The organism is Acinetobacter sp. GG2, assembly GCF_000292385.1.
GTDB lineage: Bacteria > Pseudomonadota > Gammaproteobacteria > Pseudomonadales > Moraxellaceae > Acinetobacter > Acinetobacter seifertii.
In genome coordinates this window covers 1-22,902 of sequence record NZ_ALOW01000030.1, presented here as the reverse complement: position 1 = coordinate 22,902, position 22,902 = coordinate 1, and the positions used below count along the sequence as shown (strand labels likewise).

General features: G+C 38.5%; 25 protein-coding genes and 1 tRNA gene. 19 read left to right on the top strand and 7 right to left on the bottom strand.

Features of this window, described 5'->3' with window-relative positions; genetic code table 11:
- Positions 1-105 precede the first annotated feature (105 nt).
- Positions 106-192: transfer RNA gene (locus B554_RS0106865), tRNA-Leu, on the bottom strand.
- Between the two features lie 182 nt (positions 193-374).
- On the opposite strand from B554_RS0106865, the gene queA reads away from it, so the two are divergent.
- The 7 genes from queA to secF all read left to right on the top strand — a co-directional run bounded on the left by queA (position 375) and on the right by secF (position 7,981).
- Positions 375-1,412: a tRNA preQ1(34) S-adenosylmethionine ribosyltransferase-isomerase QueA gene (gene queA, locus B554_RS0106860; RefSeq protein WP_019457468.1), complete on the top strand. Its 1,038-nt coding sequence runs from the start codon at positions 375-377 to the stop codon at positions 1,410-1,412.
- Positions 1,413-1,565: 153 nt separating this feature from the next.
- The gene (locus B554_RS0106855) at positions 1,566-2,594 is read left to right on the top strand and encodes a hypothetical protein (RefSeq protein ID WP_019457467.1); all 1,029 of its coding nucleotides are present in this window, start codon (positions 1,566-1,568) and stop codon (positions 2,592-2,594) included.
- 86 nt (positions 2,595-2,680) lie between these two features.
- On the top strand, positions 2,681-3,250 hold the full coding sequence (locus tag B554_RS0106850; RefSeq protein ID WP_019457466.1) for a LemA family protein: 570 nt from the start codon (positions 2,681-2,683) through the stop codon (positions 3,248-3,250).
- Between the two features lie 242 nt (positions 3,251-3,492).
- Entirely contained in the window at positions 3,493-4,626 is a 1,134-nt protein-coding gene (tgt, locus tag B554_RS0106845; RefSeq protein WP_019457465.1) for a tRNA guanosine(34) transglycosylase Tgt, read from the top strand.
- A gap of 98 nt (positions 4,627-4,724) precedes the next feature.
- Positions 4,725-5,054: a preprotein translocase subunit YajC gene (yajC, locus tag B554_RS0106840; RefSeq protein ID WP_000051669.1), complete on the top strand. Its 330-nt coding sequence runs from the start codon at positions 4,725-4,727 to the stop codon at positions 5,052-5,054.
- A gap of 51 nt (positions 5,055-5,105) precedes the next feature.
- Positions 5,106-7,007 (top strand): protein translocase subunit SecD, encoded by a 1,902-nt coding sequence (gene secD / locus B554_RS0106835; RefSeq protein ID WP_019457464.1) that lies wholly within the window; start codon positions 5,106-5,108, stop codon positions 7,005-7,007.
- An 8-nt stretch (positions 7,008-7,015) separates the two neighbouring features.
- Positions 7,016-7,981, top strand: a complete 966-nt coding sequence (secF, locus tag B554_RS0106830) for a protein translocase subunit SecF (RefSeq protein WP_019457463.1) — start codon at positions 7,016-7,018, stop codon at positions 7,979-7,981.
- 62 nt (positions 7,982-8,043) lie between these two features.
- Here the strand turns inward: secF and coaBC are convergent, their stop codons facing one another.
- Entirely contained in the window at positions 8,044-9,297 is a 1,254-nt protein-coding gene (coaBC, locus tag B554_RS0106825; protein WP_019457462.1) for a bifunctional phosphopantothenoylcysteine decarboxylase/phosphopantothenate--cysteine ligase CoaBC, read from the bottom strand.
- Between the two features lie 100 nt (positions 9,298-9,397).
- On the opposite strand from coaBC, the gene radC reads away from it, so the two are divergent.
- Together radC and B554_RS0106815 are read left to right on the top strand one after the other, a co-directional pair.
- Complete coding sequence (gene radC / locus B554_RS0106820) at positions 9,398-10,117, top strand: RadC family protein (RefSeq protein WP_081400323.1); 720 nt, start codon at positions 9,398-9,400, stop codon at positions 10,115-10,117.
- A gap of 62 nt (positions 10,118-10,179) precedes the next feature.
- On the top strand, positions 10,180-11,091 hold the full coding sequence (locus B554_RS0106815) for a bestrophin family protein (protein ID WP_019457460.1): 912 nt from the start codon (positions 10,180-10,182) through the stop codon (positions 11,089-11,091).
- 7 nt (positions 11,092-11,098) lie between these two features.
- Here B554_RS0106815 and B554_RS0106810 read toward each other — a convergent pair whose 3' ends face one another.
- Positions 11,099-11,950 (bottom strand): PHP domain-containing protein, encoded by an 852-nt coding sequence (locus tag B554_RS0106810; RefSeq protein WP_019457459.1) that lies wholly within the window; start codon positions 11,948-11,950, stop codon positions 11,099-11,101.
- A 44-nt stretch (positions 11,951-11,994) separates the two neighbouring features.
- Here B554_RS0106810 and B554_RS0106805 point away from each other — a divergent pair, with 44 nt between their 5' ends.
- The 4 genes from B554_RS0106805 to mnmC are packed head-to-tail and all read left to right on the top strand — an operon-like array spanning position 11,995 to position 15,325.
- Entirely contained in the window at positions 11,995-12,609 is a 615-nt protein-coding gene (locus B554_RS0106805; RefSeq protein ID WP_019457458.1) for a septation protein IspZ, read from the top strand.
- A 34-nt stretch (positions 12,610-12,643) separates the two neighbouring features.
- On the top strand, positions 12,644-12,946 hold the full coding sequence (locus tag B554_RS0106800) for a YciI family protein (RefSeq protein ID WP_019457457.1): 303 nt from the start codon (positions 12,644-12,646) through the stop codon (positions 12,944-12,946).
- A 4-nt stretch (positions 12,947-12,950) separates the two neighbouring features.
- Positions 12,951-13,430: a hypothetical protein gene (locus B554_RS0106795; RefSeq protein WP_019457456.1), complete on the top strand. Its 480-nt coding sequence runs from the start codon at positions 12,951-12,953 to the stop codon at positions 13,428-13,430.
- Between the two features lie 23 nt (positions 13,431-13,453).
- Entirely contained in the window at positions 13,454-15,325 is a 1,872-nt protein-coding gene (mnmC, locus tag B554_RS0106790) for an FAD-dependent 5-carboxymethylaminomethyl-2-thiouridine(34) oxidoreductase MnmC (RefSeq protein ID WP_019457455.1), read from the top strand.
- Between the two features lie 52 nt (positions 15,326-15,377).
- Here the strand turns inward: mnmC and B554_RS0106785 are convergent, their stop codons facing one another.
- A complete protein-coding gene (locus B554_RS0106785) occupies positions 15,378-15,692 on the bottom strand; it encodes a rhodanese-like domain-containing protein (protein WP_019457454.1) in 315 nt (104 codons plus the stop codon).
- Between the two features lie 91 nt (positions 15,693-15,783).
- Here B554_RS0106785 and B554_RS0106780 point away from each other — a divergent pair, with 91 nt between their 5' ends.
- From B554_RS0106780 to B554_RS0106770, 3 genes are all read left to right on the top strand, one after another.
- On the top strand, positions 15,784-16,272 hold the full coding sequence (locus tag B554_RS0106780; protein ID WP_002051423.1) for a YajQ family cyclic di-GMP-binding protein: 489 nt from the start codon (positions 15,784-15,786) through the stop codon (positions 16,270-16,272).
- A gap of 35 nt (positions 16,273-16,307) precedes the next feature.
- On the top strand, positions 16,308-16,802 hold the full coding sequence (locus B554_RS0106775) for a DUF4442 domain-containing protein (protein WP_019457453.1): 495 nt from the start codon (positions 16,308-16,310) through the stop codon (positions 16,800-16,802).
- Between the two features lie 75 nt (positions 16,803-16,877).
- Entirely contained in the window at positions 16,878-17,384 is a 507-nt protein-coding gene (locus B554_RS0106770; protein ID WP_019457452.1) for an ester cyclase, read from the top strand.
- Positions 17,385-17,433: 49 nt separating this feature from the next.
- Here the strand turns inward: B554_RS0106770 and B554_RS0106765 are convergent, their stop codons facing one another.
- From B554_RS0106765 to B554_RS0106755, 3 genes are read right to left on the bottom strand one after another with little or no spacing between them, the layout of a single operon-like run.
- Positions 17,434-17,850, bottom strand: a complete 417-nt coding sequence (locus B554_RS0106765) for an acyl-CoA thioesterase (RefSeq protein WP_002051216.1) — start codon at positions 17,848-17,850, stop codon at positions 17,434-17,436.
- A 1-nt stretch (position 17,851) separates the two neighbouring features.
- A complete protein-coding gene (gene trxC / locus B554_RS0106760) occupies positions 17,852-18,289 on the bottom strand; it encodes a thioredoxin TrxC (protein ID WP_019457451.1) in 438 nt (145 codons plus the stop codon).
- Positions 18,290-19,186, bottom strand: coding sequence for an alpha/beta hydrolase (locus B554_RS0106755; RefSeq protein ID WP_019457450.1), 897 nt, complete (start codon positions 19,184-19,186; stop codon positions 18,290-18,292).
- 193 nt (positions 19,187-19,379) lie between these two features.
- Here B554_RS0106755 and B554_RS0106750 point away from each other — a divergent pair, with 193 nt between their 5' ends.
- From B554_RS0106750 to B554_RS0106740, 3 genes are all read left to right on the top strand, one after another.
- A complete protein-coding gene (locus B554_RS0106750; protein WP_004705641.1) occupies positions 19,380-19,715 on the top strand; it encodes a TIGR01244 family sulfur transferase in 336 nt (111 codons plus the stop codon).
- Between the two features lie 366 nt (positions 19,716-20,081).
- Positions 20,082-21,278 carry a hypothetical protein gene (locus tag B554_RS0106745; protein ID WP_019457449.1) on the top strand — a complete coding sequence of 399 codons (1,197 nt, stop codon included), beginning with the start codon at positions 20,082-20,084 and terminating at the stop codon, positions 21,276-21,278.
- An 82-nt stretch (positions 21,279-21,360) separates the two neighbouring features.
- Positions 21,361-22,734, top strand: coding sequence for a dihydrolipoyl dehydrogenase (locus B554_RS0106740; RefSeq protein WP_019457448.1), 1,374 nt, complete (start codon positions 21,361-21,363; stop codon positions 22,732-22,734).
- Positions 22,735-22,902 lie beyond the last annotated feature (168 nt).

Here is a 22,902-nt window from a genome sequence, read left to right as displayed (position 1 = left end):
ATCATAAAACTAATCTTGAATAGATTTTTACTTATTAAAGGATCCAACAAAAAACCCCTAAGCCGTTAGCTTAGGGGTTTTCGTAGAATCTTACGATTCTGAATATGGTCCCGAGGGTCGGACTCGAACCGACACGTCATCTCTGACAGCGGATTTTGAGTCCGCCGCGTCTACCAATTTCACCACCTCGGGAGAGGAAGTATGTTTGTGTTGCGTATATTAGCGCGTTTGTAAAACTTGTCAAACCCTAAGTGAATATTATCGTTCACTTTTAGATCATTTAAACATTTTTCATGATTTAGGTCAGAAGCACAGCCATAAAAAAGCGAAAAAGTTTATACTAGGCCCAATTTTTGCGGTGTTTTTTCCTAAATATGCAACTGTCTGACTTTTCCTTTGAATTACCTGATGAACTTATTGCCCGTTACCCTCTCGAATCACGTAGTGCTTCACGTTTATTACATTTAGACGCAAAGGGTCAATATCACGATCACATGTTCACAGATATTATCGATCTGTTCGAAGAAGGTGATTTGTTGGTGCTGAATGACACCAAAGTCATGAAAGCTCGACTTAAAGGAAAACGCTCGACAGGTGGGGCTATTGAGATTTTGGTTGAACGTATGTTGAACCACACCACTGCGTATTGTCATATCAAATCGAGTAACTCGCCTAAAGCTGGTGCCGAGCTTTATGTAGGTACAGATAATATTGCTGTGATTGTGCGTGGTCGTCACGAAAACTTATTTGTGGTTGAGTTTTCGCAGCCAATTTTGCCTGTACTTGAGCAATATGGTCAGTTACCTATTCCGCCTTACTTTAACCGTGAAGCAGAAGAAATTGACACTGAACGCTATCAAACGGTTTTCCATAACCCTGAGAAAATTGCCAGTGTGGCTGCGCCAACTGCGAGCCTGCACTTTGACGAAGAGTTACTAGCAAAGTTAGAGCAAAAAAATGTTCAAAAATCTTTTGTGACTTTACACGTCGGCGCTGGCACATTTATGCCTGTCCGTACTGATGACATTACCAATCATGTTATGCACAGTGAATGGTGCGACGTTCCCCAAGAAACTATTGATTTGATTTTGACGACAAAAGCGCGCGGCAATAAAGTAATTGCTGTCGGTACAACCGCAACACGTGCCTTAGAAAGTGCAGCTCAAGCACACGGCGGAAAAATCGCAGCGTGGAATGGTGATACGCAGATCTTTATCTATCCGGGCTATGAGTTCTGTATTGTAGATCGTTTAATTACTAACTTCCATTTACCTGAGTCTACCCTGCTCATGTTAGTTTCAGCATTGTCGAATCGAGACAATATTTTGGCTGCTTATGAACATGCAGTTAAAGACTGCTATCGCTTCTTCAGTTATGGCGATGCAATGCTAATTGATAAATTAGAAGTTTAAAAATTAAAGCTGGGTTAAATCTTATTATTTAATTTGAGGTTTAACCCAGCAACTATAATTAAAATAAAAATAGTCTTGGTATTTCTATTTATCTCTTTCAATTTAAAAGATAATCTAGAGTTAGCACTTTATGATAATCAACTCATTAATTTCATGCCAATTGATACCGTACAACAAGCACTTCATATAAGACGTAAAAAAAATGCACAGGTCTTTCGTAATATTGCTCGACTTTGGGACGCGGGGCAAAAGTCACAAACAGATCAAGAGCTCTTAAACGCGTTACATCCATGGCGTGAAGATCATAACCTTCGTTTTGTAAATGTACTGCCGTATTTGTTAGCTATTTGCAGTATTACGACTTTATTATTTGGATACTTTTTTCATCCTCATATTCAATATATTTTAAGTCTCCTATGGGCATTTTTAACTGGTTTTCTGGCCTATTTGCTCTATGAACCGCAAAAACCTCTAAGCGAAGTCATTCACTATTTAGAGCAGCGTATGACTGCTTTACGTTATGGCTTACAGTTTCAACACTTACCAGCTTATCTTCCAATTCAAGCCCAACCCATTTTAGTCTTGAGCAGACTAAAACAATATTTCCCATTGTTTAATCGAGGCAATGAAGCAAATGAAATTACAGAGTTTGCTTCAGTGACATGGAATGATGGCATTACAGATCATCAAGTCCTGCTATTTAAATATCACTATGTAAATAATTTACCTATTCTTCAAGATCAAAACAGCGATAAAAAAATAGTAAAAGAGATTCATAAAGATTTATGGGGCGCTTTTATTTTTCAAATACCAGCCTTAGGTATTGCCGTAAGTAATCAACGTTCTCGCTTTTTTGCACCCTACTTAAGCGAATGGCAAAGTACTGACATTCTGATTAACCAAGAGCTCAATATTTTCGGTACTGACCAACACCAGTTAGCTAAAGAAATTAGCCCAAGTCTAACTTTAAAACTTCATGATTTTTTTCAACATTTTAAAGGTGATTTAATTTATCATCATGAAGAGCAAATATTATGTTATCTCGGTGAGCAAGATCTTTTTCAAACCACCAGCAAACGTAGTGAAATTCATGATATTCCAGCATTACGTGGACATTTACGTACCATGACCATGCCGCAATATGAAAAATTTCAGCAATTCATGCTTAATTTAATTAAATAAATCTCTCGTAGTGCCGAACTAGCAACTTATTAAAAAAATAAGAAGTTAAAAGGTCCAATGAGGGAATAAAAATAAGAGGAGTGAAAATGAAAGGCTTATTCATTTTCTTGGGGATTTTCGTCGTACTGATTGCGTGGGGCATCCACATTCGTAACAACATTGTGCGTTATTTTAACGCGACCAAACGTGCTTGGGCAGAAGTTGCAAATTTCGAACGCCAAAAAGTAAAAACACTTGAAGCATTAGAAACTACTCTCAATCAATATACTCAGTTCGAGAAGTCGACCTTAGAAAAAGTGACTGCTTTACGTCAGCAAATTCTCAGTTTAAATGTCGATCATACTGATATTGCTCAATTACAGCAGATTGAAAAAATGAGCAAAGAGCTGATCCGTAGCCTAAATGTCGTGGTTGAAAACTATCCTGAACTAAAAGCAGATATGCTCTATAGCAAAATGATGGATGATATTCAGGAACAAAACGAAAATGTTGGCGCTGCAATCAGCATTTTTAACCGCAACGTCGAAGTATTTAACAACCAGATTGAAGTGTTCCCAAATAATCTGATTAATACAGTGACGTTATCTAAAAAAGCAATTCGTCCTTTCCGCGATAATTTGGCTACAGACAATTTTGACTACAAACCTAACTTTTAGTCTAAATAAAAAAGTGATCATTCAATCGGAAAATTGACCTATTTTATAGCCAGCTACATTTAGTAGTAGAACTACTTGGCAGAATCAAGGAAAATAGCCCTCTTATTTTTAGGGCTATTTGTGTTTTTAAATTGGTCTTCCCGTTTAAAGCTCATCATGTTATAGCCCTTATTTAGCAGCGAACTGTTTTTTCGCCCTTGCACTGCCCTACGGTATTGCTTGCTATTGTTCAGGATTTTTAGATGAAGTTTGAAAAATTAGGTCAGTCGGGTCGTGCCCGTCGTGGTCGTTTAACTTTAGAACACGGTGTTGTTGAAACACCTGTTTTTATGCCAGTGGGGACTTACGGTACAGTCAAAGGCATGTTGCCACGTGATATCGAAGATATTCAGGCACAAATTATTTTAGGTAATACCTTTCATTTATATTTGCGCCCGGGCCTTGAAGTAATCAAGCAACACGGCGGATTGCACGACTTTATAAAATGGAATAAGCCAATTTTGACTGACTCTGGCGGCTTCCAAGTATTTAGTCTTGGCGCTATGCGTAAAATTAAGGAAGAAGGTGTTACCTTCCGCTCTCCGATTGATGGTTCAAAAGTGTTTTTATCGCCTGAAATTTCAATGGAAATTCAGCATGTATTGAACTCTGACATCGTCATGATTTTTGATGAATGTACACCGTACCCTGCAACACACGAAGAAGCACAAAAATCATTACAGCTTTCTTTACGCTGGGCAAAGCGTTGTAAAACGCATCACCACGATGAGCTTAAAAATAAAAATGCCTTATTCGGCATTATTCAAGGCGGCATGTATGAAGACTTACGTGATGAATCTTTAAATGGCTTACTTGAAGTTGGTTTCGATGGTTATGCAATTGGTGGTTTATCTGTAGGTGAACCAAAAGAAGAGATGATCAAAGTTCTAGATTATCTTCCAAACAAAATGCCAACGGACAAACCTCGTTACTTAATGGGCGTAGGTAAACCTGAAGATATCGTTGAAGCGGTGCGCCGTGGTGTCGATATGTTTGACTGCGTAATGCCGACTCGTAATGCACGTAATGGTCATTATTTTGTCACTGATGGTCTGGTACGTATTCGTAATAGTAAATATCGCCATGATCAAGGGCCTCTTGACCCACACTGCGATTGCTACACATGTAAGAACTTTACCCGTGCTTATCTGTTCCATCTTGAAAAATGTGGAGAGATGTTAGCATCTATGCTTGGTACCATTCATAACTTACGTTATTACCAACGTTTAACTGAAGGTATGCGTGATGCATTAGATAATGGCACTTTTGATGAATTTGTTCAGGACTTTTATGCCCGCCGCGGATTAGAAGTTCCACCTTGCCCTGTCGATGAATAAGCGAGATTTGCGCTCAACCGCAAGACAAGGTAAATTGCAAAACGAATTAGGATTATGTCAGGTATCTGACTCATATTTTTTAACTTTAGGAAATTAAAATGAGCTTGTTCATTTCTACTGCACATGCAGCTCCAGCAGCAGCCCAAAGCCCGGGTCTTTTGCCAAACATTTTGATGATTGTTGTATTCGTTGCAATCTTCTATTTTTTAATCTGGCGCCCTCAAGCAAAACGCGCAAAAGAACACCGTTCTTTAATCGAAAGCTTAGGTGTAGGTAGCGAAGTTGTTTTTGCTGGTGGTTTAATGGGCAAAGTAACCAAACTTGAAGGTGACTATGCGGTTGTTGAACTTAACCGTGGTGTAGAAGTAAAAATTCAGCGTGCCAGCGTAATTTCTGTATTACCTGAAGGCACTCTAAATAACCTTTAATCATAAAACAGTCGTGCTTTAGCACGGCTTTTTCATTTAAGAAGAAAGCGAATGCGTTACCCTGCATGGAAATATTTACTGATTCTGGTTGTTCTGGTAGTCAGTACATTATACGCACTGCCTAGTCTATATCCGGATGAGCCCGCAGTTCAAATTTCCGGTGCCAAAGCTGGTACCCAAATTGATCAAAGTGTGGTGCAAAAAGCAGAGCAAATTTTAAAAACAGCAAATATTGCGAGCCACGATAATACTTTTACAAATAATGCTGCACTCTTGCGTGTCAGCTCTTCTGAAGCGCAGTTAAAAGCAAAAGAAGTATTACGCCGTGACTTAGGTGATCAATATGTTGTTGCCCTAAACCTTGCACCAACTACACCAGAATGGTTGCAAAAAATTGGGGCTAAACCAATGAAACTTGGTTTGGACTTACGTGGTGGTGTCCACTTCTTGCTAGAAGTAGATATGGACAAAGCCATTTCCCAACGTATGGAAACCTCTGCAACTGATTTGCGTCGTCAGTTCCGTGAAAACAAAATTAAATTTAACAATCTTGCGTTAAATAATAATGTGATCACTGTTCAATTTGCTGACAACGCTGATCGTGATGCAGCAATGGATTTTTTACGCCGTAATGGTAATGAATATACCCAACAGGCATTAGCGAGCGCGACAGGTTCTACCTTAAAACTCTCTTATACCGATGTACGTCGTCAAGAAATTCAGGCATATGCAGTCAATCAGAACTTAACAACACTACGTAACCGTATTAACGAACTTGGTGTTGCAGAAGCATTAGTACAAAGTCAGGGTAGCAACCGTATTGTCGTTGAATTACCAGGTGTTCAAGATACAGCAGAAGCTAAACGTGTTTTAGGCCGTACTGCTAACCTCGAATTCCGTTTGGTATCTGACTTAAATGATCAATATATTGACCCATATACAGGTAAATATAACGGTCAACCTTTACCTCCGGGTACAGAAGTTTTCGCTTATCAATCTTTAGATAGCGGTCGTCAACTTTTGTTGCAACGTAACCGTATCTTGACTGGTGAACGTGTTCAAAATGCGAGCTCTGGCTTTAGCCAAGACTCTGGCGGTGCCGAAGTAAATATTACACTCGACAGTGCTGGTGGTAAGCTCATGTCAGATGCAACCCGTAATGCTGTTGGTAAACGCATGGCGGTATTGTTCATCGAAAACAAGCAAAAGATTAGCTACGTTACAGATCCAAAAACTGGTGCTCAAACAGAAGTTCGTACGCCATATACAGAGTCTGTCGTAATTAACGCTGCAACAGTTCAAGCTGTTTTAGGTTCAACTTTCCGTATTACTGGTTTAAGTTCTCCTCAAGAAGCATCTGAACTTGCATTAATGCTGCGTGCTGGTGCTTTAGCTGCGCCAATGTACTTCGTTGAAGAACGTGTTGTTGGTCCAAGCCTTGGTCAAGAAAACATTGATAAAGGTGTACTCTCAACTCAAATCGGTTTCTTACTTGTTGCAATCTGGATGGTCGTGTTCTTCCGCGTATTCGGTTTAATTGCGAACTTTGCACTTGTATTTAACTTGGCAATGATTTTAACCGTGATGTCTTGGATAGGAGCTTCCCTCACCTTACCGGGTATTGCGGGTATCGTTATTACCATTGGTATGGCGGTCGATGCCAACGTACTGATATGTGAGCGTATTCGAGAGGAAATGCTCTGGGGTGCCTCACCCAAACAGGCCATTGTGGCAGGTTATGATCGAGCCTATAACACCATCTTTGACTCGAACTTAACCACGTTCCTTGTTGCATTCATTCTATTTGCAATTGGTACAGGCCCGATTAAAGGTTTCGCCGTAACATTAATGATTGGTATTGTATGTTCGATGTTTACTGCAATTACAGTAACACGTGCTATCGTACAGCTCATTTATGGTAAACGCCGTAATTTGAAAAAGTTGAGCATTTAAGGAGATCTATGATGACTAAAGTGACTCAACAGCCTTCAAAACAATATGGTCGTCCGGATGATGCAAAAATCATCCCGTTCATGAAGATTGCTAAACCAGCAGCAATCTTCTCGATCCTTATTACTTTAGCGAGTATTTTCTTTATCGCGACTAAAGGTCTTAATTTAGGTTTGGACTTTACAGGTGGTGTTTCTGCCGAGCTTAACTATGCACAACCAGCAAATCAGTCTGACGTTATTCAGGCACTCGACAAAGCTGGTTTTAAAGATGCAGTAGTACAAACGCTAGGTAGTAATAAAGACTTACTCGTGCGTATGCCGGTACAAGAAGTTAAGGTTGAAGATCTTAATAACGCGATTACTAAAGCTGTGCAATTACCAAATAACGCTGCCGAAGTTCATAAAGTGGACTCTGTAGGCGGTCAGGTGGGTAATGAGCTTTATGTTCGTTCGGCTGGAGCGGTTGCTCTTGCGCTTATCTTAATGTTGATCTATGTGACCATTCGCTTTGAGTTTAAACTCGCGATGGGTGCCGTAATGTCTTTATTTCATGACATCATCATTATTATTGGTGCATTTGCATTATTCCAATGGCCATTTGACCTTACCGTATTAGCTGCGGTACTTGCAGTGATTGGCTTCTCGCTTAACGATAACATCGTTGTTTCAGACCGTATCCGTGAAAACTTCCGTAAGATTCGCGGCGCGACTCCACGTGAAATCGTAGATATTGCTTTAACTGAGACTTTACGTCGTACCATCCATACCTCAATGACCTTATTGCTTGTTGTACTCGCAATGATGTTCTTGGGTGGTGATGGCTTACATTGGTTCTCTGTTGCAATGTTTGTGGGTGTCTTTGTGGGTACTTACTCTTCAATTTATATCGGTACAGCATTTGCGTTGTGGCGTGGTCTTAACCGTCAAGACTTCATCGTTCAGGTTAAACCTGAATTTGAAGATGAAATTCCTTGATTGTCTAAATAAGCCTATAAAAAAACCGCGATTTATTCGCGGTTTTTTATTAAGCTCAAAATTTATTTACGGCGTAATGCATCCGAAATAGCTTCAACCAATTGTTGAGAAATTTCTTGCTTAGATGCTTTCTCTAACTCACGCTTTTTCATATGGTAGCTTTGGGCAAAGAAAACAGTCATCGCATTTTCATCCGAAGCAAAACCAATATCAGCACGAGAAACATCGTTACACGCAATCATGTCTAGTTTTTTAGCAACCAGTTTACCTGCTGCATATTCTTCAACATTTTGCGTTTCGGCAGCAAAGCCCACCATAAATGGACGTTTTTCCTGAGCTGCAATGGTTGCCACAATATCCGGATTTTTCACAAGGGAAACATTCAGTTCATCCCCTGCTTTCTTAATCTTGTGCTCAGCGACTTCCGCAACGCGATAATCGGCCACTGCCGCTGTCGCAATGAAAATATCACAACCAGTCTCAAGTGAGTTCATGCTGACATCTAACATTTGTCGTGCAGATGCAACGTTGACACGTTGAACACCATTTGGTGTATCTAAACTTACAGGACCAGCAATTAAAGTGACTTTTGCCCCTGCCGCATAACATGCAGCCGCTAAAGCAAAGCCCATTTTTCCAGTACTATGGTTTGAGATATAACGAACTGGGTCAATCGCTTCACGTGTTGGTCCAGCAGTAATCACAACTCGCTTACCAGCCAACAAACCAAATTTTTCAGCAATGGCGCGTTGGGCCTGATGGAAATAACCAGCCACTTGACGGGCTATTTCTTCTGGTTCTGGCATACGGCCTAAACCCACATCACCACAAGCCTGTTCACCTGAATCTGGCATAATCACATGCACGCCATCTTCAACTAGCGTTTGCAAATTACGCTGAGTTGCTTTTGCAGCCCACATTTGCTGATTCATTGCTGGAGCAACCCACACAGGTGCTTTAGTGGCTAAAAACAAAGTACTGAGTAAGTCATCTGCCAAACCATTAGCAAACTTAGCCAAGGTGTCACAGCTTGCAGGAGCAACCAGTAACAAATCAGCCCAACGAGCTAATTCAATATGGCCCATTCCAGCTTCAGCCTCAGGGTCTAAGAGTTCGGTATGTACAGGATTTCCAGAAAGAGCCTGAAACGTTAGAGGGGTAATAAATGCTTGAGCTCCGTGTGTCATCACAACCCGAACGTCAAAGCCATAATCTTTAAGACGGCGGACCAAAATGGCACTCTTATAGGCAGCAATCCCACCTGTAACAGCTAAAACAATGTTTTTATGAGGAATAACACTTAAATCAAAGCTCACGAACAGGATACCTTACTGTTGCAGTGGCGCTCACAATAGCATTAAATACGCGCAGACCCAAGATTGATTGGGCAAACAAAATAAAATTTTAAGCAAAATATTGCTGGGGAATATGAATACTTCTATTAAAAATTGGCCAGAACAAGAACGACCAAGAGAACGGTTATTACAGCAAGGCCCTCAAAGCCTCTCTGACTCTGAATTACTTGCGATCTTTCTTCGCTCAGGTTCACGCCAACATTCAGCAGTTGAACTCGCACGCTTACTGATTCAACAATTTGGAAGCCTAAATGCCGTTTTTGATGCATCTTTCAATGAATTGACTCAATTTAATGGTATTGGAGCCACCAAGTATTCGCAATTACTGGCCGTAAAAGAACTTGGACGGCGTTATCTCGATCATCACTTTCAGAAAAATAATCTTAGTCTTCATTCTTCTGATTTAGTTTTGGATTATTTGCGCTATGAATTAAAAGGTGAAAAACAAGAAGTCTTCGCAGTACTTTGCTTAGATGCTGAATTAAGAAAACTGCATTTTAAAAAATTATTTTTTGGATCAATTCAGCACTGTGCAGTCTCAGTGAATCAAACCTTACGTTATGCCTTACAACAACATGCTTGCCAACTGGTAATAGCACATAACCATCCTTTTGGTTCCGCTCAGCCATCTCCTGAAGATATTAAACTTACACAGCAACTTCAACAGGCTTGTCAGTTGGTTGAAATACCTTTACTGGACCATTTTATTATCTCACCAGAGGGTAGCTTTTCATTTGCTGAACAACAACTGCTCAACCCCATCCCAATAGCCGTTCAATGATATTGACAAAGCTTCACTAAGCTTAGAATATCAAAAACAAAAATAGCGACGTTTAAAATAAAATGATTGTTCGTGAACAGCCTGGTATTTTTAAAGTTTTATTCTCTTGGCGAGGGACGATATTACCAAAAATTCTACCCTCTTTAGGGGTACTCATGTTGATCTCGTCAATCATTGGTGGAGTTGAATATATCAATCTCTACCGTTTTCCAGAAATTCCTTTAGTTAGTTTTACCCTAATTGGCGTGGTCATTTCTATTTTTTTAGGTTTTAAAAATACTGCATGTTATGACCGTTGGTGGGAAGCACGCAAACTATGGGGTGTCCTGATCGCAACTTCACGTCATTTTGATCGAGACTGCCGTATTTTAACTCAGGCTCGCCGCGAACGTGTCATTCACCATGTTATTGTTTTTGCAAACGTATTACGCGACCGTTTACGCCGCCAAACAGCCAACCCAACTGAGTTAATTCAAACTAGTGGCATGAGTCAACAAGCATTAACCCAGTTATATCAACAAAATAACGCGCCACAATATACGCTTAGCCTTATTCAGTGGGAATTATTACAAGCGCTTAAAGAAGGCGAAATCTCAGATATTATTTATGCTCAAATGAATAAGAATGTTGCAGATTTAAGTGTGGTACAGACTGGCTGTGACCGTATTGCAAATACGCCTATACCTTTTGCCTATTCAGTTTTGCTCAACCGCACTGTTTACTTTTTCTGTTTTATGCTGCCATTTAGTTTGGGTTCTTTGCTTGGATTAGCTACACCTTTACTGGTTGGAATTTTGGCATATACATTTTTAGGTCTAGATGCCCTAAGCTCTGAAATTGAAGAGCCTTTTGGTACTCAAAGTAATGATTTACCTTTAGATGCAATGGTACGTAATATCGAAATTGAACTCTTAGGAACGCTGGGGAAACCAACGCCTCCTCCAATTCAAGCTCAAGATAACAACTTGCTCTAGAGCTGTATTAGAGAAAACGCTCCCAAATCCCCTGCTGGTCACTTTTTGGTTTAGGGGTATTACCTAATTTAATCCATGGCATATTTTCACCATGAAAATCACTGCCAATTGAAACAGCCAAATGATGCTGATCAATCATACGATCAATCATTTGGCGAGTAGATAATGGATCTACAGGAGGCGGCAACTCCACAGCGTCTCCACCACAACTGGCAAATAACTCAATCAGATATCGCGTATTAGTTGCCGACAAATCATAACGAGTTGGATGAGCTAAAACTGCCAAACCTTGACTGTTATGAATAACTTCAATTGTTTCTTTTAAGCCCAATCCTTCAAACTTTACAAAGGCGCGCTTACCTTCTTTTAAAAAACGATCAAAAGCTTGTTGAGGACGACTCACCACATTCTTTTCAACCAAGGTTTTAGCAATGTGGGTTCTGGTAATACGGTCTGGTTGATTTTCAACTTTATCAAGCACATCTTGGTAAATATCAAAGCCAATACACTTTTTTAATAGTTCGCAAATAACTTCAGCCCTTTGTGCTCTAATTCTTTTTTGTTGTTCTAATGCTTCCAAAATTGGTGCTTCATCCTGCATGTTCAAAGCCACAATATGTACACCATAGCTTTTTTTTGTGCTTGGTCTAGACCATTGGCTTGAAATTTCCACACCAGAAATAATTTGTAAATCATGAGCTTGTGCAGCATTTCTCGCACGTTGCAAGCCATCCATTGTGTCGTGATCCGTGAGTGCTAAAGTATTCAACTTCACATCCACAGCAGCTTGCACCAACAATTCCGGAGACAAAGTTCCATCAGAAATATTGCTATGTGTATGTAAATCTATGCCTTGCATCTTTTATACTATGCCATTCACCAAACCTGATCAGATACTCTAACATGAAAGCACTTCTGGACTTTGTTCCATTAATTATTTTCTTCTATTTATATAAAACTGTTGATCCTGCAAATGCTCATCACCCGTTGCTTAAACTGATCGGTTCCACTGGCGGTGTAAATAACAATAATATTCTTGTCGCAACAACAGGCTTAATTATTTCAATGCTTGTGGTATATGGCGCCTTATTTATTTTCCAAAAATTCCGTCTAGATAAACAACAATGGTTTGTATTGTTTATGACCGTTATTTTTGGTGGTATTACGCTCATGTTAAGCGATGATTTTTATATTCGTTTAAAAGCTGCAATTTTGAACTTGGTATTTGCTGGTGCTTTCTTGGTTTCACCTTGGTTTGGTAAAGAACGTAAGCCGCTTATTAAACGATTATTTGACCCGATTTTAGACCTAAGCGAAAAAGCTTGGAAAAACTTAAATTTTGCTTGGGCTGCAATGTTTGTCGTCATGTCTGGTTTACATATTTTCTTCGCGTTTTTATTTCACGGCGGAAAATATTGGGGCGAATTTACCGCATTTGGTGACATGATCGTCATGTTTTCATTTATCATTATTCAGTTCATTATTTTACGTAAACATTTTAAGTCACCAGAAGCTTAATGTTATTTCGGTTTGATTATAGAGATACGATGACATGCCTTTTTTTGTTCTAAGCTGTACCGATAACGAAGGAACTCTAGAGAAACGTTTAGCAGTTCGCCCTCAACACATCGAACGTTTACAAAAGCTTGATGATGAAGGTCGTCTTGTTGCCGCTGGAGCTATGCCTAAAGACCCGAATGATCCTCAGGCTGGTTTTTATGGCAGTACCATGATCGTAGAGTTTGATAGCCGTGAAGCTTTAGATGAATGGTTAAAAGAAGAACCATTCATGAAAGAAGGTATCTATAGCCATATTGATGTCAAACCGTTTAATAAAGCATTTCCAAAAGGGTAAACGCATGCAGCTTGCAACCAAAAGCTTTCTTGGCTTGTGTTTGATATGTTCAACTGCTGGCGCAGTTGAACCTGCTGCGACACCAGCAACACCAACAACTGCACCTTCAACTCAGGCTGCCAAACCAGCACCTACTGCTGCAACTATAGCTAAACCCGCGGCTACCACGACGGCAGCCACAGCACAGCCGCTTACAGCAGAACAAATCGCAAAGAATAAGCAGCAGCAAGATGCAAAAATCAAAGCTTTAGTTCAAGATCAAGCATCTCGCCTTAAACAGTTAGAACATGCAAACCTTGAAGCACTTGCACAAAACCAAGAGCTACAGCTAAAAAACGATAACTTGTCTGTTCAGGTGCAAGTTTTACAGAGCGAACGTAGCGCACAAATGTTTTTATATGGTGCGGTAACTCTAGCGGGTGGCGTACTCCTTGGTTTCTTTATCGCTAGTTATATTCATACAAAACGTCGTCGTCAGTGGTAAACCTGAGCGACTTATTAAACCGAATGAACAAATCAAATCATATACAAACTGCTGAGCTGGATTGGGTATCTATTGATGGTATTGAGGTGCCCATTTCCAAACAATTTGGTGATGTCTATTTTTCTAAAGATAATGGTCTACTTGAAACAAGACATGTATTTTTAAATGGCAATGACCTATCAGAACGATTAGCCAATTTACAAGACTTTGAATATTTTAGTGTAGGAGAAACTGGTTTTGGAACTGGTTTAAATATTCTTGCACTCTGGCAGCTTTGGCAACATGTCCGCCCCAATAACCACAGTCATTTACATGCAATTAGTGTAGAAAAATTTCCATTAAGTAAAACAGACCTCATTCGTGCTCTCAATGTATGGGATGAACTTAAACCGCTTGCTAAACAACTTATTGAGCAATATCCCTTACCTCTGGCTGGCTGCCATCGTTTAAGTTTTCCCGAGGAACGTTTTAGCATCGACCTATGGTTAGGAGATGCACAAGATATTTTTCCAAGTATGGTAAAAACGAAAGCAGTGAATGCTTGGTTCCTAGATGGTTTTGCACCTTCGTGTAATCCAGACATGTGGGAACAAAACGTTTTAAACAATATTGTTCGTCTTTCTGACTATGGCACTACCTTTGCCTCATTTAGTGTAGCGGGTGTTCTCAAACGTGGACTAAAAGCCCATGACATTGATATTTCACGTCCTCGCGGCTTCGGGCATAAACGTGAAATGCTTAAAGCAGTTTGGAAAGCACCGTTAAGTGAAGACACTGCACTAGAACCAGATAATCATACTTTCAATTTTAAACAGCAGCATATTGCCGTTATTGGCGCAGGAATCGCTGGTTTAAGCACAGCATGGGCTTTTGCTGAGCGTGGGCATCAAGTTACCCTATTCGAGCGTACAGCGCCTTTATCAGGAGCTTCTGGCAACCCTCTAGCATTGCTCAACCCAAAGCTCTGCCCGATTGAACAAAGTCATGAGCATCTAATGACTTTAAGCTGGCAACATGCGCTGAATTTCTATAAAAACTTTCAGGCATTTCGCCCAATTCAAATACAGCAAATGGCATTAAAAAATGCCCAAGATCTTCTCGATCTTGCTGATCAATATCCTGCTGATATTGTTACGCATCAAACAAGCTCACTTGAATCAGACTATCCCCATATTGTATTAAATGAGGCTGGAGCAGTTTCTCCACACCAGTTACGTGATGAAATTTTGCAGCATTCAGGTATTGAATTAAAAATTGCTAATATCACGGCACTCAAATCTTTTGACAATACAGTTCAATTAAAGACTAATAATGATGTTATTGCAGAGGCAGATCATGTTGTGGTCTGCTGTGCCCGAGAAAGTGCCGCTTTATTTGAGAACTACCCGCCTTTAAAGCCAATACGTGGACAAGTGAGCTGGGTTAATAACTCATTTGCACCTCTACCTTTGCATGAAGCATATAGCTATGGTGGCTACTGCATGCAGCTTGACTCATCTCAACTCATTTTAGGGGCATCTTTCTATCCGAACCGAGAAGATCAAGATGTACTTAGCGACGATCATGTGCATAACTTTGAATTAATCCACAGCATCTTCCCTACTTATGCAAAACAATTGCCACCTGTAGAACAATGGCAAGGTCGAGCAGCGGTTCGGGCCCAAAGCCCAGATTATTTCCCAGTAATAGGTAAAATACAGAATGAACGTCGTATTTCAACTTTTGCAGGGTTAGGTTCAAAGGGCTTTTTATTTGCACCGCTTTGCAGTGAAGTACTTGTAGCGGAAATTTTAGGAGAGACTTGTCCTGTCCCGGAAAGTCTATTACAGAAATTAAGTACTCGACGCTTTCAAAAGAAAGTTAAACCAAGGAAACCTTATTTTAAATCTCAATAGTGCGCTTGAGAAAATTTGGTTCCAATAAAAAAGCACCCGAAGGTGCTTTTTTTTATGCGCCCTGCTCTAGAGGTAAACCTGCATCACGAGCTGCACGCGTCCCCCCCATCAGCACGACATATTCACGCGAGGCATCTAAGTCTTCTAGTTTCTCAGCTGCACGAGGAGCTTTGCTACCACCACCACATAAAATATAAATCGGCTGATCCGCAGCGACTTGGCTCAAAATATCAGCATTTAAATCATTAATCGGGCGACTTATCGCACCTTTAACATGCCCTTCTGCATAAGCACTTGAATCACGGACATCCCAGATAACAGCATTTTCTGGGAACTCAAATGTTGTAATTTCTTGTTTACGGATCATTGTGCACTCCTTTGATGTAAACAACACTTGGCAAATGAAGAAAACCCTCTTAGCATCTCAAATATTCTTTCACTTTGTAAAGGTCTAAACCATGCCTTCTTTCGATATTGTTTCTGAATTAGAGTTATTTGAAGTTAATCATGCGGTTCAAAACACACAAAAAGAGATTGCAACACGCTTTGACTTCCGTGGTCACGATGTTTCTATCGAACTAAACGAAAAAAATAAAGAGATAAAAATCAGCACTGAAAGCGATTTCCAGTGTGAACAAGTTTATAACATGTTAGAAAACCATTTTTATAAACGTAAAATTGATGTGCAAGCACTAGATCCGCAAAAAGCTGCTGCTTCAGGTAAAAATTTTGTACAAGTCATTAAACTTAAAGATGGCCTTGACTCTGATACAGCAAAAAAAATTAATAAAGCCATTAAAGAAAGCGGCGTTAAAGTGCAATCTTCTATTCAAGGCGACAAAATCCGTGTAACCGATAAAAAACGTGACACTTTACAACAAGTCATGACTTTTTTACGTGAACAACAATTTGGTGTGCCATTACAGTTTAATAACTTTAAAGATTAATATCTTTTAGTGACATTCAAATTTAAGGTAATCCCATGTCTCAATCCAATCGACTATTAAAACTGGTAAAAGCAACTTCAAAATTTCCTAAAGGTGTTCGAAGTACGCTTTGGAGCAAGGCATTTGGCCGTATTGTGCCAATGGTGGGTACAGCCAATATTCGCTATCTAGAAGTAGATGTAAACCATGTGACTGTTCGCTTAGAAAACCATAAAAACATGCAGAACCATATTAAAGGTGTTCATGCTGCTGCAATGGCACTTTTAGCAGAGACTGCAACAGGTTTTTTAACGGGTTTACATATTCCTGATAACCGTATTTTATTAATCAAATCATTACATGTTGATTATTTAAAAGTGGTTGAAGGTGGTTTAACAGCAACGGCTACGCTCTCTATCGAACAGCAAAAATATATTGCTGATCATGAAAAAGGCGAACTTGTCATTCCTGTTACTGTCATTGATGATGCAGGCAACGAACCAATCCAATGCCAAATGCTCTGGGCATGGTTACCTAAACGTAAGAAATGATAACTAATTTAAAATATTTTTAGATTGTTATTTACCTCAAGATATAAAACTACAAATTTATATCTTGAGGTCACAATGAAAAGAACACTGATTCTATCCTCGTTATTTACCAGTTTTATATTTACAGCAGTGGCTACTCAAGCTGCCGAACCTACAAACAAAACCAGTAAAATTATTCAAACTAAAACTGAAGCAGCAGATAAAATAAGCGCCCAGAATAAAAAAATCGTAACCGATTTCTATGAAGGTGTCTTTTTAAAACATCAAGTTAAAGAATATGCCGACCGTTATATTGGTCATGAATATATACAACATAACCCTAATGTTCCTGATGGGAAAGCACCATTCGTTAATTTCTTTACTGAGAAATTCCAGAAAAATCCACAAGCAAAAAATGAAATTAAGCGTGCAATCGCAGAAGGCAACTTGGTTGTTTTACATGTCCATTCTACTGAAAACGAAAAAGATCGAGGCAGAGCAATTGTTGATATTTTCCGGGTAGAAAATGGAAAAATCGTAGAGCATTGGGATGTGATACAAAACATTCCACAGCAAAGTAAAAACTCTAATACAATGTTTTAGTGACAAAAATTAAAGCCTGAATACTGATATTCAGGCTTTATAATACGTTTTATTGAGTTTCTAAAAACTTTTGTTTCGCCTCTTCTGGAATTTGGCGCTTGTTACCTTTTACATCAACAGCGACAAAAGTGAAGACCCCTTCGGTAATACGAATTGGAGCACGAGAATCATCATGACTATCCCAAACTTCAATTTGCATTTGAATAGAGGTATTACCCACTTTTAAGATTTTAGTATAGCAGCTAATCACAAAGCCTACTTTTACCGGAACCAAAAAGGTCATCTGATTAATGGAAATCGTGGCACAACGTCCACGACTAAAGCGTTCCGCGTGGATTGCTCCAGCCAAGTCCATTTGCGACACGATCCATCCACCAAACACATCACCACTCCAGTTTGTATCTGCTGGCATGGCAATCGTTTGTAAGGATAAAATTCCTTCTGGTTTGGTATAAGCTTCTGACACCTTAGCTCCCGAAATTCGTTTGAAGTTGTTGATCTAGCCACTGTTGCAATTCAGGCGCGCGTAATGCACCACTCATTCGAGCAACTTCTGTGGTTTTATTCATTAATACAAGGGTAGGAATACTTCTCACATTAAACGCTTGGCTTAAGCGAGGAGACTCTTCGGTATTAATCTTGGCAAAAATGACACGTGGATTCTGTTTTGCAACTTGTGCAAAATGTGGCGCCATCATTTTACAAGGTCCACACCATTCTGCCCATAAATCTATCAAAATAGGCAGATCACTATTTGTGATGTAGTTACTAAAGTTTTGTTCATTTAACTCAATCGGTGCAAGCGGAAGTAATGGCTGATGGCATTGACCACAACTCAGTTGCGCGCTAAGTTTTTCCTCTGGCACTCTATTTTTTGCACCACACGATGCACATACAATAATCATTTACATCACTCCTATATGCTGATGTAAAAATTCTAATTGGGTCGTCACTGCTTTTTCAAACCATGAGCCATGATAAATATCAAAATGTTTCATATCCCATTCATGATAACTCACAAAAGGTGCAATATTAGTCGCAGTTTCACGACTCGACTCAATCGGGATCAAAGAATCATGCTGAGCAGCAATAAATAAAACGGGAATATTAATCTGACGTACGAGTTGAATTGGACGGTAACGCATCAAATTAAAAAATACACGTGCCGGTACTTCACCACCCCAATAATAATCTGGATTTACAATCGACAAATACCCATAGTAACTATCTGCTGTTGGCATAAAACATAATTTAAGTTGATCAACAACAGGTAATCTCTTTGGATTAAGGCCCATTTTTGAACCCATATAATCTTGGCTCGATAACTTCAAAGCTTGGGGGTAACGCTGTAACGGATATAGTTTTGCAGTTTCTGCACCATCTACATATGGAATTTGTACCATAATCGCCTGAATATTTTTCAGTTCAGAAGCTAGACTTAAAGCATATCCTCCACTTAAAGATGTGCCCCACAAAACAATTCTTCGATTATCTATTAATTTACAGGTAGACGCGTATTGAATAATGGTCTTCCAGTCTTCAAGTTGAGAATTAATAGAAATCATCTCTCGTGGCTTACCTGTACTCCCTCCCCAATATCGATAATCAAATAAAATAACGGCATAGCCTGCCTGAGCAAAACGCTGGGCATATTGGATAAGCTTGAATTGACGTAATCCGGCAAAACCATGTGCCATGATAATTACCGCAGATTTATTATTTGTTTTTGGAATATAAAAGTCAGCTGCGATCATTTCCTGATCACATGGAACATATAAAGGCTCAACCGTATAAGCGTGCATATGTGCTCCGTGGCATTATGGTCGAAGTAATGAATTTACAAAAAACATCCTGATCGCCTTTTTAAAAATCTATAGCTGTTCTTTTACATAATTTTTATCTATGTAGGAACAACGTTTTAGTGTCTTGTATCTCAGGTTAAGCTTAATGCTATGATACAGCATAAGAGGTTTTATTAAATTTTGGAGTGACGAAATGTCAGATAATGTTGGTTTCGCAGGTCAAATTGGTCCAGAACATGTGGAGCAAGTTGTAGAAAAAGGATTTAAATCTATTATAAATAACCGTCCTGACATGGAAGGCGGTCCAGAGCAACCAACAAGTGCTCAAATTGAAGAAGCAGCACGTCAAGCAGGTCTAGATTACGTTTACCAACCTGTAGTTGCAGGTCAAATTACTGAGCTTGATGTCCGTACTTTTGCAAATCACTATAATGAACTTCCAAAACCTGTACTTATGTTCTGCCGTACAGGAAACCGTTCAAACAATCTTTATCAATTAGCAAAACAAATGGATTTGTTAGACGATTAATTTTAAGAAATTAATATTCTATAAAACCCTATTTGTTCCTTAAAGTAGGGTTTTTGAATAACTTATTTTGCATAAGTCTGCACAAATTCAACAGAACTAATAATAATGTTAATCTAAAGTATTTAAGTCTTTTGTTGAATCATTTATTAATTTTTATGAATAAGTTCATATTCGCACTTTTAAGCTGTTTAATTCTTACAGCATGCTCCTCAATTCAAGTAAAACCTACGGTTGGAGTAACTATGGGTACAAGAATTTGATTAGCTAACCGCTCATAAATATAATGAGCAACCTCATGAAATCTATGTTATTTTATAAATCTAAAAAATTATTTTAAATAACTTATCATTTTAATTGGGGATAATGATGAAACTTACTCATGGGGTATGTGGGATTACTCTGGCTGCTTTTTTGACAGCTTGTGGTGGAGGTGGCGGTGATGGCTACTATAACCAAAATTCAAATTCTGGCTCTACAACGACACCAACCACACCATCAACAGATCAAGAGTTGGCTACTTCTGTTTTAAAAAGCGTACAGCAAGAAGGAAAATATTTATTTGGTGCCTATGACCTTAATGATGAAAACTTATCAAAAGGTTATATCGATCATGCATTAGATACTTTCGCACAAGGACCCTTAAAGTTAACTCTAGATATTAGAAAAGTAGATCTCACTCAATATTCAGATCACTATCGTGACAAATGTTTTATTAATAGTACTACAGACTATCGCGCTTGCTACATTTTTAAAGGGGAAGAAATAAAATCATTATTTACAGGTTATAATGATTGGGATTTTGATATTACAGCAGATGATTTAAAGAATATTAAACTAGCATCTGACAATATCTCACCAAATCTACAGGAATATCAATCTAATACCAGAATTTATATTTTTGAAAATGAAAATAAGGATAAAAATTTCCAAGATGTAACTATTACTGGAGCTTTTGCATATCCATTCCAACAATCATGGGGACTTCAACAAACCAAACAAAAGAGATTTGTATTAATTAACTCAACGACAAGCGATTATAAAATTACCACAACGACTACTGTTCAAGATCCACAAACAGGTCAACCAACCGAAAAAGAAGTCACTACAGGTGCAATGAGCGTATATAAAGATAATACATCAACTGATGGTGATCTATACGTAATTCAAGGGGGATCTGGTTTTAACGTACTTATCAATGATAACCCTAATGTTCCTTACGCAGAACCAATTTCATTTGTTATAAATTCGACTCCTGGGAATACGAATAATGCGACATATCAAGTGAAACTCAGCGGTAATCAAGTATTGAGTTTACCAAGTATTACTGGTATTGAAGGAAGTCGCGTTGAGAATCAATCTCCAACAACAAATACACAGAAATTTAATGGTAGCATCTATCTGGAAGGACAAAATATTTTCACTTTTAAACAGTCTCCGAATGGAACTATATTAAATTTCAAACATGTAATTAATAGTATAAATATTGAAGGTCAGTCTATTAATCAAAATGGAACTGTTTCAACTACTTTAAAATCACCTTTTGAGCAAAAATTTACATTTTAAAGCTAAATAATTAGAACCAAACCCTCTGTTCAAGAGGGTTTTTCTATATATTCTAAATATCTATTAGCATAGCTTAATCACAATGTTCGATATAATTATCATTGGCGCAGGTACTGCTGGTATTAGCGCATATAAAGAAGCCGTTAAACATACCAATAATATTTTAATTATAAATGATGGACCATGGGATACCACTTGCGCACGTGTAGGGTGTATGCCAAGTAAAGTTCTTATCTCTACAGCAAATCGTATGTATGACATCCAAAATGCTCAAAAAGTTGGACTGAGTGCTTCCGTAGATATTAATACTGATCAGGTTATGGAGCATGTAAGAACCTTACGTGACCGCTTTACGAAGGCGACCCTTAAAGATGTAGAGCAATGGCCAACTGAACATAAAATTTCAGGTAAAGCACATTTTATTGATTCAGAAACTATTGAAGTGAATGGTAAACAATACCAATCAAAAAGCTTTATTCTGGCGGTTGGTTCCACTCCTAATTATGATCAAACATGGAAACAAGAATTAGGTGATCGTCTTATTACCACAGATCAAATATTTGAATTAGATACTCTACCTAAATCTATTGCCGTTATTGGAAGTGGAGTAATTGCTCTTGAGATCGCACAAGCTATGCATCGGTTAGGAGTGGAAACAACTATATTTGCTCGTAGTAAAAGAATTGGAATATTTACTAGCTCTAAATTACAGCAACTTGCTCAAGAAGAGTTAAGTAAAGAGTTAAAATTTTTATTTGAGACATTACCGACCGAAGTAAAGTCTACTTCTGATGGTGTTATACTGAATTATAAATTTGATGAAAAAGAAAAGTCTATTCAAGCTGAGTATGTATTATCTGCAACAGGCCGTTCAAGCTTACTAGATACACTAAAATTAGAGAATATTGATAAATCTTTTCAGGATATTAAGTTATTACCTATAAATGCTAAAACAAAACAACTAGATAACTATCCAATTTTTATTGTTGGGGATGCTTATACTTCAACGCCACTACAACATGAAGCTGCCCATGAAGGCAAAAAAGTCGTTCAGAACTGTCTGAATTATCCACAAGTTAAATCAGTTAAGACTCTCACTCCATTAGGAATAGTGTTTAGTCATCCAGAAATGGCAATTGTAGGGCAAAGTTATAAGCAGCTAAAAGATAATGGAGTAGATTTTGTTACGGGTGAAGTTTCTTATGAAAGACAAGGAAGAGCTATTGTTCTAGGAAAAAATAAAGGTGCTATTGAAGTTTATATAGAACGAGAAACTCAAAAACTACTTGGTGCCGAGTTATTTACAGAAGCAACAGAACATATGGCTCACCTATTAAGCTGGATCATTAGTGAAGAATTAACTTTAAATGATATTTTAGAAAAACCTTTTTATCATCCCACCCTTGAAGAGGGCTTACGCACTGCTCTAAAACATGCACTTAGACAGTTAAAATAATACATTTAGAAGAGCTTTCTTAATTTTAAAGTTAGCTCTTATTCATTTCTCATTAAGCATTTGAATAAAACCAGTCCATAATTTCTTCATAAATTTAATCTCTAAAGGATCAGTAATTAACTTTCCGCTTTTATCCCGCGCAATAAGAAACACCCCGGACTCTATTGA